This is a genomic window from Streptomyces sp. NPDC056061, assembly GCF_042266885.1.
Classification (GTDB): domain Bacteria; phylum Actinomycetota; class Actinomycetes; order Streptomycetales; family Streptomycetaceae; genus Streptomyces.
In genome coordinates this window covers 192,261-205,104 of record NZ_JBHJWQ010000007.1, presented here as the reverse complement: position 1 = coordinate 205,104, position 12,844 = coordinate 192,261, and the positions used below count along the sequence as shown (strand labels likewise).

Sequence of the window (12,844 nt, the reverse complement as noted above, 5' to 3'; positions counted from 1 at the left end):
CCCCGGGCCGGGCGCCCGGCTTCCCGGCCGGGTGCGACGGCCCGGTCACCCGCGGCCGATCTCCGCGAACACCGCCCCGGTCAGCGTGGCCAGATCCTCCGGGGACAGTTCGACCTCCAGGCCGCGACGGCCCGCCGAGACGCAGATCGTCGCGTGCGACCGCGCCGACGCGTCCAGCACCGTGCGCAGCCGCTTGCGCTGGCCGAGCGGGGAGATGCCGCCCCGGACGTAGCCGGTGGTGCGTTCCGCCGCGGCCGGGTCGGCCATCGCGGCCCGTTTGCCGCCCACCGCGGAGGCCAGCGCCTTGAGATCGAGCGAGCCGGCCACCGGGACGACGGCCACGGTGAGGGAGCCGTCCACGTCGGCGACCAGGGTCTTGAAGACCCGGTCGGGGGAGACGCCGAGCGCCTCGGCGGCCTCCTCGCCGTACGAGGCCGACGCCGGGTCGTGGTCGTAGGCGTGGACGGTGAACGCCGCGCCGGCCGCGGTCAGCGCGACCGTCGCGGGAGTGCCGCCGGACTGTTGCTGCTTCTTGGGCTTCTTCGCCACGGTGAGGGGTCCTCGGACGGGGTCGGTCGGGCGGTCAGTTGGGGTGGGTCGGGGCGCGCGTAAGATCCACCGCCGGAAGCGACGGCAGATGCCGGATGACGGCGGTCTCGGCACGCAGCATCTTCAGTTCCTCGCGCAGCCGGGACGCGGTGTCCGGGGCCTGGAGCAGCCGCTGCTTCGACGGGACATCGAGTACGGCGGCCGCCGCGACGAGATACGAGACGACCGAGGGGTCGTCGGGCAGCTCCGCCCCCGTCGTCAGGGAGCGTTCGCTCGCCCCGGCCAGACGCTTCTGGTAGCCGCGGAAGGCCCGCAGGACGCCCTCGGCGAGCGCGCCCGCCTCCTCGCCCGGCTTTTCTTCCAGCTCCTTCAGCTCCGCCGTCAGGAACGGGCCGCTCGCATCGACGGACAGCAGCTCGACCCGGGTGGTCCCGGTCGCGAGGACCTCGAAGCTGCCGTCCGGCCGCTCCCGGATCTTCGCCGCGTCGGCGACGCAGCCGACGTGATGGAAGGACCGGATCGGCTCGGCGCCGAAACCGGCTGCGGGGCCCTTGTCGACGGGGGTGCGCACCGTGTCCGGCATCCCGGTGGCGGTCGGTGCCACCTCGTGGCCGTCGCGGATCGCGACCACCGCGAAGCGGCGGGGCTCGTCCTCACCGGTCCTGAGCAACTCGCGCATCATGGCGCGATATCGCTCCTCGAAGACGTTCAACGGCAGCACGAGGCCCGGGAAAAGCACCGCGTTCAGCGGGAACAGGGGCAGGCGAGCGGTGGTCACAGCGGTCAAGCGTAACTTCCCCGCCGACGAGGGTCAGCGGCGTCGGTGGGCCCGGACCGCCGCGGACCCCGTGGTGCCGCGGCGCAGGGCCTCGCCCCGTGCGTCGAGGAACCGTCGGAGCGGGTCGTCCGAGACCGACGACCACGGGAACGACGCCGCGTGGGGCCCGATCCGCCGGAACTGTTCCAGCGCCGCGTCCCACCTGCCCAGGGCGACCAGGACGAACGCCAGCAGGTTGCGGACCTCGGCGGGCCAGGGGTCGCCCGGTGCGAACGAGGCGGACAGGGTGATCGCCAGATCCGCCGCCGCGTCGATCCGCTCCTTCTGGACCGACGTGATCCGTGTCCCCGGCCCCTCGATCATCAGGGCGAACGCGGCCCGCAGCGGCAGCGCCCGCACCAGCGAGCCGGGCAGGGAGTCCTCGGCGGCCCGCTCGGCGAAGTCGAAGCACTCCCGGTGCGAGCCGTACCAGGCGGCGGAGAGGTACCGCAGGGCCGCGACGTGGCAGCCGTAGTGGTGCGAGGACCGGCGGACCGCCTGCTCCCACAACGCCTCGAAGACGGTGTGCGTGGCGTGGGTGCCGCGGGCGTGGTCGAGTGCGAGCCGCCACGGCACCGGGTCGCGCGGATCGCTCTCCGCCGCCGCGGTGATCAGCGGCCCCACCTCGCGCAGCTGATCGGCCCGGACCGGCGACTCCCAGGCCCTGCGGACCGCGAGTTCGGCCTTGACCAGCAGCGCGTCGGGGTCGTGCGGGGCGGCGGCGAGCCAGGCGGCCAGCCAGCCGTCGCGACTGCGGGCGAAGACGACGAGCCGGCCGAGGTACCGGTCCCGGTTCTCCCACTCGGCGTCCTCCCGGGTGGTGGCGAGGAGCTTCGCGGCCGGCTCGTACTCGCCGAGGGCGGCGGCGACCAGCGCCGGGGAGAGCCTCTCGTCGGGGGCGTCGAGCAGCACCGCGTCGTCCGCGAGCAGCCCGGCGGACCCCTGGGGGGAGCGCCGGGGCAGGCGCGCGGCACGGAGCAGGGCGCGGAGGAATGGCATGGTGCAGACCATTGAAAAGCGCTGGTCGGGACGGCGCCAGGGGAGCACTGTGAAACTTTGGTGCCGAGTGAACGGGTTGTATCGAGCGCGGTCAATAAAAAGTAAAGAAAAACGTGGAACCTGGCTTGTTCCTGTCTTCGCCGTGATCGGTGTCCGGGGCTTCGTCCGGGGGCGTGCGGCCGTTCGAGCCCGCTCCCGGGCCGTGGTGCCCGCTACGCCACGGCGGCGGGTCCGTGGGCCGGGCGGTCGGCCGCCCGACCCGTCATGGCCGGATCGCGTTCAGCCCCGGCGCAACAGCCTGGTCGCGCCGGTCGCGACCGTCGTGGCCAGGATCCAGCCCAGCAGGATGATCACCGTCGCCGCCCACTGCCAGCCGCCGTCCATCCGCCAGTAGCCGTCCTGGCCGAGATTGATCACCGGAATCAGCAGGTCGAGCGCGTAGAGCGCCGGATTCCACTGCGGATGCTCGTCCTCCTTGATCGGCACCGGCGCGTGTTGGGAGAAGGCGAGTGTCCCCGCCGCCCACAGCACCGCCATCCACACCGCGGCCCGTCCCGGCCGGTAGCCGTACGCCACCGTCCAGTCCTGGAGGAACCCCCACAGCTTCGCGGCGAGCGGCAGCGTCTCGCGCCGCCGCCGCTGCTTGGCCAGCAGCACCTCGCGGGCGTCGGCGTCCTCCCCGCAGTTGCGCAGCACCGTCGCCAGGCGCTCGTACGGCTCCGGCACGTACTCCGGCGTCGCGGCGGTCACCCACTCCAGGCGCCGGGCCAGCGGGAAGTGCCCGTACGGCACGAGGTTCTCGTACACGAAGCCGCCCATCGCCAGCCCGCCCGGCCCCGGCCAACTCGTCGACACGTCGATCAGCGTGACCACCCGCGCGCCGTTCAGCACGACCCGGCCCTCCTCCGGCCGCTCCGCGTTGAACCGCAGCTCCGGGGTGACGATCCGGCGCAGCGACAGCTCCTCGTGCCGGGCCAGCACGAAACGTGCCTTGTGCAGGTCGACCGCGTCGCCGAACCGCCCGTCGTCCAGCCGCACCCCGCCGCGGCACTCCAGGGTCTGCGAGCGCGTGCCGTGCGCCGGGGTGGCGGCCGTGACGATGCCGTACGGGGGAGTGGTGCCCTGGATCCCGGTGTCGACGCTCACCCACGCCTCGCTCATGTACAGCGTCCGCTCGACCGTCAGCTGCGGTGCGTTCAGCGCGCGCCGCCCCTCCCGGCCGCGCAGCCGGCTGCCGCGCAGGCTCAGCGAACCGCCGACCTTCGCCCCGCGCAGGCTCAGCTCGCCGCGCGCCTCGATCAGCTCCGCCTGGAGGTCCTGGGCGACCGCCAGCCCGTCGGCGGCCAGGGCGCGCCCGCTGCGGTCGGGGCCGATCTCGATCTGGTTGATCAGCAGATCGGTGCCGATCTGGGCGTCGGTGATCCGGATCCCGCGCGGAATCCGGCAGCGCGGCAGATGCAGGTCGCCCTCGGTGCGCAGCCGGGCCGCCTCCAGACGGGGCATCGCGCAGCCCACGATCCGCAGGGTCGTGAAGTGGCACTCCGGCAGCACCACCTCGTTCTCGAAGCGGCAGCCGGTCATCTCGACGTACGGCGCGACGCGCCCGCCCGCCAGGTCCAGCGTTCCGGTGATGCGCACGCCGCGGAGCTTCAGCGCGGCCACCCGGCCGGGCCGCGGCGGCGGACCGGACAGCAGCAGCCGGGCGACGACGCGCCCGTCCACACTGCGCTCCGGACCCCAGACCCGCGGAGCGAACGGATCGTCCCGCGCCGGGTCGCGGGTACGCAGGTCGTAGGTGCTGCCGTTCCGGAACGACTGCCACATGCCCAGCTCCGCCGCGCTGAGACCGTCCGGAAAATCGCTGTCGTGCGGTTCGGTCACGGGTGACCCCCTTCCGCTCGGAGCTGTTCTTCCCCGCGAGTGACGACGTGAACGCTATTGGTGAGCACCGGCGGCCGGGACACGTATCAGCCAGTGATACGGACGACCGGGCGCGCGCGGTGGTCTGCGAGAATTGCGGTGTGATCTCTCGAATCGATCTGCGCGGCGACGCCCTCCCCGAGGGCGGAGCCCTGCGCGACCTGCTGCCCCGTGCCGAGTTCGACGTGGAAGCCGCCCTGGAGAAGGTGCGGCCCATCTGCGAGGACGTGCATCATCGGGGCGACGCGGCGCTGATCGAGTACGCGGAGAGGTTCGACGGCGTCCGCCTGGAGCGGGTGCGCGTTCCCGCCGGAGCGCTCACCGCCGCGCTCGACGGACTGGACCCGCTGGTGCGGGCCGCCCTGGAGGAGTCGATCGCCCGCGCCCGGCTCGTCCACCGCGAGCAGCGCCGCGCCGCGCACCCCGTCCGGGTCGTGCCCGGCGGCACCGTCACCGAGAAGTGGGTGCCCGTCCAGCGGGTCGGCCTCTACGCTCCCGGCGGCCGGTCCGTCTACCCGTCCTCCGTGATCATGAACGCGGTGCCCGCGCAGGAGGCCGGTGTCGAGTCCATGGCCCTGGCGTCCCCGCCGCAGAAGGAGTTCGGCGGCCTGCCGCACCCGACGATCCTCGCCGCCTGTGCCCTCCTCGGCATCGACGAGGTGTACGCGGCCGGCGGCGCCCAGGCCGTCGCGATGTTCGCGTACGGCACCGAGAGCTGCGCGCCCGCCAACATGGTCACCGGCCCCGGCAACATCTGGGTCGCGGCGGCCAAGCGCTACTTCACCGGCCGCATCGGCATCGACACCGAGGCCGGGCCGACCGAGATCGCGGTCCTGGCCGACGACACCGCGGACCCGGCGCACGTCGCGTCCGACCTGATCAGCCAGGCCGAGCACGACCCGCTCGCCGCGGCCGTCCTCGTCACCGACTCCGAGGCGCTCGCCGACGCGGTCGCCGCGGAACTGGAACCGCAGGTCGCCGCCACCAAGCACGTCGAGGACCGGATCGCCCCGGCCCTGAGCGGCAAGCAGTCCGCGATCGTCCTCGTCGACGGCCTCGACGAGGGCCTGCGCGTGGTCGACGCCTACGGCGCAGAGCACCTGGAGATCCAGACCGCCGACGCCGCCGCCGTCGCCGAGCGCGTGAAGAACGCGGGCGCGATCTTCGTCGGCCCCTGGTCGCCGGTCTCGCTCGGCGACTATTGCGCGGGCTCCAACCACGTGCTGCCGACCGGCGGCTGCGCCTGCCACTCCTCCGGCCTGTCCGTGCAGTCCTTCCTGCGCGGCATCCACATCGTCGACTACTCGCGCGACGCCCTCGCCGACGTGGCGCACCACGTGGTCACGCTGGCCGAGGCGGAGGACCTGCCCGCGCACGGCGCGGCGATCAGGGCACGCTTCGGATGGGAGGTGCCGAACCGGTGAGCACGTCCCCCGAGCGCCCCGTGCGCATCGACGACCTCCCGATCCGCGACGAGCTGCGCGGCAAGTCCCCCTACGGGGCCCCGCAGCTCGACGTCCCCGTGCGACTGAACACCAACGAGAACCCGTACCCGCTGCCCGAGGCACTGGTCGACCGGATCGCCGAGCGGGTCCGCGAGGCCGCCCGCGACCTCAACCGCTACCCCGACCGGGACGCCGTCGAGCTGCGCACGGAACTCGCCCGCTACCTCAGCCGCACCGCCGGGCACCAGGTCGCCCTCGCCAACGTCTGGGCCGCCAACGGCTCCAACGAGGTCCTCCAGCAGCTCCTCCAGACCTTCGGCGGCCCGGGGCGCACCGCGATCGGCTTCGAGCCCTCGTACTCCATGCACGCCCTCATCGCCCGCGGCACCGGCACCGGCTGGATCTCCGGACCGCGCAACGAGGACTTCACCATCGACGTCGAGGCCGCCCGCGCGGCCATCGCCGAGCAGCGGCCCGACATCGTCTTCATCACCTCGCCCAACAACCCGACCGGCACCGCCGTCGACGCCGGGACCGTCCTCGCCCTGTACGAGGCGGCCCAGGCGGCCAAGCCGTCGATCGTCGTCGTCGACGAGGCATACGGCGAGTTCAGCCACCGCCCCTCGCTGCTCCCGCTGATCGAGGGCCGCCCGCACCTGGTGCTCTCCCGCACCATGTCCAAGGCGTTCGGCGCCGCCGGGCTGCGTCTGGGCTACCTCGCCGCCGCCCCGGCCGTGGTCGACGCGGTCCAGCTGGTGCGGCTGCCGTACCACCTGTCCTCCGTCACCCAGGCCACCGCGCTCGCCGCCCTGGAGCACACCGATACGCTGCTCGGATACGTCGACCGGCTCAAGAGCGAGCGCGACCGGATCGTCGCGGAGCTGCGCGGACTCGGTTACGAGGTCGTCGAATCGGACGCCAACTTCGTCCAGTTCGGCCGCTTCGACGACAGCCACACGGTCTGGCGGCGGATCCTCGACCGGGGCGTCCTGGTCCGGGACAACGGCGTGCCGGGATGGCTGCGGGTCTCCGCGGGCACCCCGGCGGAGAACGACGCGTTCCTCGATGCGGCACGCGAACTCAAGAAGGAGCACCACGCATGACCCGCGCGGCCCGCGTAGGAAGAGTCGAACGCACCACCAAGGAGACGTCGGTCCTCGTCGAGATCAACCTCGACGGCACCGGCACGGTCGACGTGTCGACCGGCGTCGGCTTCTACGACCACATGCTCGACCAGCTCGGCCGCCACGGCCTGTTCGACCTCACCGTCAAGACCGACGGCGACCTGCACATCGACTCGCACCACACCATCGAGGACACCGCCCTCGCGCTCGGCGGCGCGTTCCGGCAGGCGCTCGGCGACAAGACGGGCATCTACCGCTTCGGCAACTGCACCGTCCCGCTGGACGAATCGCTCGCCCAGGTCACCGTCGACCTCTCCGGCCGCCCGTACCTGGTGCACACCGAGCCGGAGAACATGGCGCCCATGATCGGCGCCTACGACACGACGATGACCCGGCACATCCTGGAGTCCTTCGTCGCCCAGGCCCAGATCGCCCTGCACGTCCACGTGCCCTACGGGCGCAACGCGCACCACATCGTGGAGTGCCAGTTCAAGGCACTCGCCCGGGCCCTGCGGTACGCCTGCGAGCACGACCCGCGTGCCGCGGGGATCATCCCCTCCACGAAGGGCGCGCTGTGACCGGGCTGAGCACCATATTGATCGTCGTCGGCCTGTTCCTGGCCGGCGGTGTCATCTCCTTCTCCAAGCAGAAGATGCCCCGGGGCGTCATCGTCCTGCTCGGAATCGGGTCCGCGATGTGCCTGGTCGCGGGCGTCATGCGGATCCAGGGACTCTGGGACTGAGGTACGGCCGGATGAGCGAACAGAGCAAGAGCGGCAAGAAGAAGGTCGTCGTCTTCGACTACGGCTTCGGCAACGTCCGGTCCGCCGAGCGGGCCCTCGCCCACGTCGGCGCGGACGTCGAGATCACCCGCGACTACGACACGGCGATGAACGCCGACGGCCTGCTGGTGCCCGGCGTCGGTGCGTTCTCCGCCTGCATGGACGGGCTCCGGAAGGCCCGTGGCGAGTGGGTCATCGGCCGCAGGCTGGCCGGCGGACGCCCCGTCATGGGCATCTGCGTCGGCATGCAGATCCTCTTCGAGCGGGGCATCGAGCACGGCGTGGAGACCGAAGGACTCGACGAATGGCCCGGCACCGTGGGCCCGCTGAGGGCCCCGGTCGTGCCGCACATGGGCTGGAACACCGTGCGGTCCCCCGAGGACTCCCAGTTGTTCGCCGGGCTCGACCCGGACGCCCGGTTCTACTTCGTGCACTCGTACGCCGTGCACGACTGGACTCTGGAAGTCACCAACGCCAAGATCCGCGCCCCCCGGGTCACCTGGTCCACCCACGGCGAACCGTTCGTCGCGGCCGTGGAGAACGGCGCCCTGTGGGCCACCCAGTTCCACCCCGAGAAGTCCGGCGATGCCGGCGCCCAGCTGCTGACCAACTGGATCGAGACGCTGTAATGCCGAAGCTTGAACTCCTTCCCGCCGTCGATGTCCGCGACGGCCAGGCCGTCCGCCTCGTCCACGGCGAGTCCGGTTCCGAGACCTCCTACGGCGACCCGCTGGAGGCGGCCCTCGCCTGGCAGCGGGCGGGTGCGGAATGGCTGCACCTCGTCGACCTGGACGCCGCGTTCGGCACCGGTGACAACCGGGAGCGGATCGCCGAGGTCGCCCGGTCGATGGACATCAAGGTCGAACTGTCCGGCGGCATCCGCGACGACGCCTCGCTCGCCGCCGCCCTCGCCACCGGCTGCACCCGGGTCAACCTCGGCACCGCCGCCCTGGAGACCCCCGAATGGGTCGCCGAGGTCATCGCCGAGCACGGCGACAAGATCGCTGTCGGCCTCGACGTCCGCGGCACCACGCTGCGCGGCCGCGGCTGGACCCGCGACGGCGGCGACCTCTACGAGACGCTCGCCCGCCTCGACTCCGAGGGCTGCGCCCGCTACGTCGTCACCGACATCGCCAAGGACGGCACCCTCCAGGGCCCCAACCTGGAGCTCCTGAAGAACGTCTGCGCCGCCACCGACAAGCCCGTCGTCGCCTCCGGCGGCGTCTCCTCGCTGGACGACCTGCGGGCCATCTCCACACTCGTCCCGGACGGCGTCGAGGGCGCGATCGTCGGCAAGGCGCTGTACGCGAAGGCGTTCACCCTCGAAGAAGCCCTGCGGGCGGTCTCCGCATGACCGACTCCGTCAACCGCGTCTCCTCCGGGGCCCCCTGGGAGGAGAGGTTCGGCTACTCCCGCGCGGTCCAGCTGCCGAACGGGCTGGTCCTGGTGGCCGGCTGCACCTCGGTGGAGAACGGCCAGATCGCCGCGGGCGGCCCCTACGAGCAGACCGTCACCTCCTTCAAGGTCGCCTTCGACGCGCTGAAGCAGCTCGGCCTGGGGCGCGAGGACGTCGTCCGCACCCGGATGTACGTCACGCACGCCCGGGACGTGGACGAGGTCGGCCGTGCGCACAAGGAGCTGTTCGACGACGTCCGGCCGGCCGCCTCCATGATCATCGTGGCCGGCCTTGTGGACCCGAGCCTGGTCGTCGAGGTCGAGGTCGAGGCGTACCGGGCAGGTGCCCGATGACCCTCGCCGTACGCGTCATCCCGTGCCTGGACGTCGACGGCGGCCGGGTCGTCAAGGGTGTCAACTTCCAGAACCTGCGCGACGCCGGTGATCCCGTCGAGATGGCGAAGCTGTACGACGCCGAGGGCGCCGACGAGCTGACCTTCCTCGACATCACCGCCTCCAGCGGCGACCGGGAGACCACCTACGACGTGGTGCGCCGCACCGCCGAACAGGTCTTCATCCCGCTCACCGTCGGCGGCGGCGTCCGCACGGCCGACGACGTCGACAAGCTCCTGCGGGCCGGTGCGGACAAGGTCGGCGTCAACACCGCCGCCATCGCCCGCCCCGACCTCATCCGGGAGATCGCCGAACGCTTCGGCCGCCAGGTCCTGGTGCTCTCCGTGGACGCCCGGCGCACCCCCGGGGGCACCTTCGAGGTCACCACGCACGGCGGTCGCCGGGGCACCGGCATCGACGCCGTCGAATGGGCGCACCGGGCCGCCGAACTGGGCGCGGGCGAGATCCTGCTCAACTCGATGGACGCCGACGGCACCAAGGACGGCTACGACACCGAGATGATCAGGGCGGTCCGCGAGCACGTGACCGTCCCGGTCATCGCCTCCGGCGGCGCCGGACGGCTCGCCGACTTCGCCCCGGCCATCGCGGCGGGCGCCGACGCGGTGCTGGCCGCGTCCGTCTTCCACTTCGGCGACCTGCGGATCTCCGAGGTCAAGGGCGCGCTCCGGGAGGCCGGGCACCCGGTCCGCTGACCGGGCCGGCGCACCGGCCCACCGGGCGGCCCCACCACGGGCCGCCCGGTGCCGGGGGCGGCACTACATTCCCAGCTCCGCCGTCCGCAGCCGGTCCACCGCCTCCTGGTCGCCGTCCAGCCCCACCGCCGCCGCGTTCTGGCGGCCGAACGCGAAGAGCAGCAGCTCGCCCGGCTCGCCGGTCACCGTCACCACCGGGGCGCCCTTGTGCGCCACCACCGTCTGGCCGTCCGGGCGGCGCAGCACCAGCCCCACCGGGGACTTGCGGCCCAGCAGCCGGGCCGTCCGCTCCGCACGCGACCACAGCAGATCCGCGAAGACCGGGTCCAGCTCGCGCCGCGACCAGTCCGGCTGGGCCCGGCGCACGTCCTCCGTGTGGACGTAGAACTCGACGGTGTTGGCGGCCTCGTCGACCTGCTTCAGACCGAACGGGGACATCCGCGGCGGCCCGGTCCTGATCAGCTGGATCAGCTCCTCGTACGGCTTCGCGGCGAACTCCGCCTGCACCCGTTCGAGGCGGTTGCGCAGGACACCCAGCACCATCCCTCCCGCGGCGTCCGGACGGCGCTCCCGCACCACCACATGGGCGGCCAGGTCCCGGGTCGTCCAGCCTTGGCACAGGGTCGGGGCTTCCGGTCCCGCCGCCTCCAACAGGTCGGCGAGCAGAAGTCGTTCACGCTTCGCATGGGTCGACATGTCCGCCAGCGTACGACCGCCGCACCCCGTCCGCCCAGCGGACGGCGCACCGGCCCGACCCCGCGACCACGGCACAATGGGCGCATGACCAGCGCGCCCACGCCCAGCACCCCGCCGCCGTCCGGCACCCTCGACCCGGCCATCGCCGCCCGCCTCAAGCGCGGCGCCGACGGCCTCGTCCCGGCCATCGCCCAGCAGTACGACACCGGCGAGGTGCTGATGCTCGGCTGGATGGACGACGAGGCCCTGCACCGCACCCTCACCACCGGCCGCTGCACCTACTGGTCCCGCAGCCGCCAGGAGTACTGGGTCAAGGGCGACACCTCCGGCCACATCCAGCGGGTCAAGTCCGTCGCCCTCGACTGCGACGCCGACACCGTCCTCGTCAAGGTCGACCAGACAGGTGCCGCCTGCCACACCGGTGACCGCACCTGCTTCGACGCCGACGTCCTCCCGCTCGGCCAGTAGGGTCCAGGGCCATGGATCTCGACACGTTCCGCAAGCTTGCCGTCGAACGGCGCGTCATCCCCGTCAGCCGCAGGCTCCTCGCGGACGGCGACACCCCGGTCGGCCTCTACCGCAAGCTCGCCGCCGAGCGCACCGGCACCTTCCTCCTCGAATCCGCGGAGAACGGCCGCACCTGGTCGCGCTACTCCTTCATCGGGGTGCGCAGCGCCGCCACCCTCACCGCGCGCGACGGGCACGCGCACTGGCTCGGCACCCCGCCGGTCGGCGTCCCCGTCGACGGCGACCCGCTGGAGGCCCTGCGCGCCACCGTCGAAACCCTGCACACCCCCCGCGACCTGGTCGCCGACGACGGACTTCCCCCGTTCACCGGGGGCATGGTCGGCTATCTGGGCTACGACGTCGTGCGCCGCCTGGAACGCATCGGCGAGAGCGGGGAGGACGACCTCCGCCTCCCCGAGCTGACGATGCTGCTCACCTCGGACCTGGCGGTGCTCGACCACGGGGACGGCAGCGTCCTGCTGATCGTCAACGCGATCAACCACAACGACCTGGCCACCGGCGTCGACGAGGCGTACGCGGACGCCGTCGCCCGCCTCGACGCCATGGAACGGGACCTCTCGCGCCCCGTCGAGACCACCCCCGCCGCCCTCCCGCCGTCCGAACTCCCCCCGTACACCGCCCGCTGGGGCGGCACGGCGTACCAGGACGCCGTCGAGGACGTGAAGGAGCGCATCCGGGCCGGCGAGGCCTTCCAGGTCGTGCCCTCGCAGCGCTTCGAGACCCCCTGCTCGGCGAGTGCGCTGGACGTCTACCGGGTGCTGCGCGCCACCAACCCGTCCCCGTACATGTACCTCTTCCGCTTCGACGGCTTCGACGTCGTGGGCTCCAGCCCGGAGGCCCTCGTCAAGATCGAGGACGGGCGGGCGATGCTCCACCCGATCGCGGGGACCCGGCACCGGGGGGCCACCCCGCAGGAGGACCAGGCCCTCGCCGAGGAACTCCTCGCCGACCCGAAGGAACGCGCCGAGCACCTGATGCTCGTCGACCTCGGCCGCAACGACCTGGGCCGGGTCTGCGAGCCCGGCAGCGTCGAGGTCGTCGACTTCATGTCGATCGAGCGGTACTCGCACGTGATGCACATCGTGTCCACCGTCACCGGCCGCGTCGCCGAGGGCCGCACCGCCTTCGACGTGCTCACCGCCTGCTTCCCGGCGGGCACCCTCTCCGGCGCCCCCAAACCCCGCGCGATGCAGATCATCGAGGAGCTCGAACCGACCCGCCGCGGACTGTACGGGGGCTGCGTCGGCTACCTCGACTTCGCCGGGGACTCCGACACCGCCATCGCGATCCGCACCGCCCTGCTGCGCGACGGCACGGCGTACGTCCAGGCCGGAGCGGGCGTCGTCGCCGACTCCGACCCGGTCGCCGAGGACACCGAATGCCGCAACAAGGCGGCGGCCGTGCTCCGGGCGGTGCACACCGCCAACCGGCTCCGCGACGCGTGAGACCACCGTGACCTCCCCCGCGGCCGGGCATCGGGACCC

15 protein-coding genes are annotated in these 12,844 nt (G+C 72.7%); 10 read left to right on the top strand and 5 right to left on the bottom strand.

All coding sequences use genetic code 11. The features are described from left to right. Positions 1-45: 45 nt before the first annotated feature. The 4 genes from ybaK to ACFC79_RS13925 all read right to left on the bottom strand — a co-directional run bounded on the left by ybaK (position 46) and on the right by ACFC79_RS13925 (position 4,246). Positions 46-549, bottom strand: a complete 504-nt coding sequence (gene ybaK, locus ACFC79_RS13940) for a Cys-tRNA(Pro) deacylase (protein ID WP_376239352.1) — start codon at positions 547-549, stop codon at positions 46-48. A gap of 34 nt (positions 550-583) precedes the next feature. Further along, a complete protein-coding gene (locus ACFC79_RS13935) occupies positions 584-1,327 on the bottom strand; it encodes an LON peptidase substrate-binding domain-containing protein (RefSeq protein WP_376239350.1) in 744 nt (247 codons plus the stop codon). Positions 1,328-1,360: 33 nt separating this feature from the next. After that, positions 1,361-2,377 (bottom strand): hypothetical protein, encoded by a 1,017-nt coding sequence (locus ACFC79_RS13930; protein WP_376239348.1) that lies wholly within the window; start codon positions 2,375-2,377, stop codon positions 1,361-1,363. A gap of 267 nt (positions 2,378-2,644) precedes the next feature. Next, positions 2,645-4,246, bottom strand: coding sequence for an oxidoreductase (locus ACFC79_RS13925; RefSeq protein ID WP_376239345.1), 1,602 nt, complete (start codon positions 4,244-4,246; stop codon positions 2,645-2,647). A 140-nt stretch (positions 4,247-4,386) separates the two neighbouring features. On the opposite strand from ACFC79_RS13925, the gene hisD reads away from it, so the two are divergent. The 8 genes from hisD to hisF are packed head-to-tail and all read left to right on the top strand — an operon-like array spanning position 4,387 to position 10,136. Then, complete coding sequence (gene hisD, locus ACFC79_RS13920) at positions 4,387-5,709, top strand: histidinol dehydrogenase (protein ID WP_376239343.1); 1,323 nt, start codon at positions 4,387-4,389, stop codon at positions 5,707-5,709. Further along, positions 5,706-6,833, top strand: coding sequence for a histidinol-phosphate transaminase (locus tag ACFC79_RS13915; protein ID WP_376239340.1), 1,128 nt, complete (start codon positions 5,706-5,708; stop codon positions 6,831-6,833). Before hisD ends, ACFC79_RS13915 begins: the two co-directional genes overlap by 4 nt. Further along, positions 6,830-7,432 (top strand): imidazoleglycerol-phosphate dehydratase HisB, encoded by a 603-nt coding sequence (gene hisB, locus ACFC79_RS13910; protein ID WP_376239337.1) that lies wholly within the window; start codon positions 6,830-6,832, stop codon positions 7,430-7,432. The genes ACFC79_RS13915 and hisB overlap by 4 nt, the downstream gene beginning before the upstream one ends. Continuing rightward, a complete protein-coding gene (locus ACFC79_RS13905) occupies positions 7,429-7,596 on the top strand; it encodes a hypothetical protein (RefSeq protein ID WP_376239334.1) in 168 nt (55 codons plus the stop codon). The genes hisB and ACFC79_RS13905 overlap by 4 nt, the downstream gene beginning before the upstream one ends. 11 nt (positions 7,597-7,607) lie before the next feature. Beyond that, positions 7,608-8,264 (top strand): imidazole glycerol phosphate synthase subunit HisH, encoded by a 657-nt coding sequence (gene hisH / locus ACFC79_RS13900; RefSeq protein WP_376239331.1) that lies wholly within the window; start codon positions 7,608-7,610, stop codon positions 8,262-8,264. Continuing rightward, complete coding sequence (gene priA / locus ACFC79_RS13895) at positions 8,264-8,989, top strand: bifunctional 1-(5-phosphoribosyl)-5-((5-phosphoribosylamino)methylideneamino)imidazole-4-carboxamide isomerase/phosphoribosylanthranilate isomerase PriA (protein ID WP_376239328.1); 726 nt, start codon at positions 8,264-8,266, stop codon at positions 8,987-8,989. The genes hisH and priA overlap by 1 nt, the downstream gene beginning before the upstream one ends. Continuing rightward, positions 8,986-9,384: a RidA family protein gene (locus tag ACFC79_RS13890; protein ID WP_376239326.1), complete on the top strand. Its 399-nt coding sequence runs from the start codon at positions 8,986-8,988 to the stop codon at positions 9,382-9,384. The genes priA and ACFC79_RS13890 overlap by 4 nt, the downstream gene beginning before the upstream one ends. Beyond that, positions 9,381-10,136 carry an imidazole glycerol phosphate synthase subunit HisF gene (gene hisF, locus ACFC79_RS13885; protein ID WP_376239323.1) on the top strand — a complete coding sequence of 252 codons (756 nt, stop codon included), beginning with the start codon at positions 9,381-9,383 and terminating at the stop codon, positions 10,134-10,136. Before ACFC79_RS13890 ends, hisF begins: the two co-directional genes overlap by 4 nt. Before the next feature lie 63 nt (positions 10,137-10,199). On the opposite strand, the gene ACFC79_RS13880 is transcribed toward hisF, so the two are convergent. Further along, complete coding sequence (locus ACFC79_RS13880) at positions 10,200-10,832, bottom strand: TIGR03085 family metal-binding protein (protein WP_376239320.1); 633 nt, start codon at positions 10,830-10,832, stop codon at positions 10,200-10,202. Positions 10,833-10,916: 84 nt separating this feature from the next. Here ACFC79_RS13880 and hisI point away from each other — a divergent pair, with 84 nt between their 5' ends. Together hisI and ACFC79_RS13870 are read left to right on the top strand one after the other, a co-directional pair. Continuing rightward, on the top strand, positions 10,917-11,300 hold the full coding sequence (gene hisI / locus ACFC79_RS13875; RefSeq protein WP_376239317.1) for a phosphoribosyl-AMP cyclohydrolase: 384 nt from the start codon (positions 10,917-10,919) through the stop codon (positions 11,298-11,300). 11 nt (positions 11,301-11,311) lie between these two features. Beyond that, positions 11,312-12,805 carry an anthranilate synthase component I gene (locus tag ACFC79_RS13870; RefSeq protein ID WP_376239314.1) on the top strand — a complete coding sequence of 498 codons (1,494 nt, stop codon included), beginning with the start codon at positions 11,312-11,314 and terminating at the stop codon, positions 12,803-12,805. Positions 12,806-12,844 lie beyond the last annotated feature (39 nt).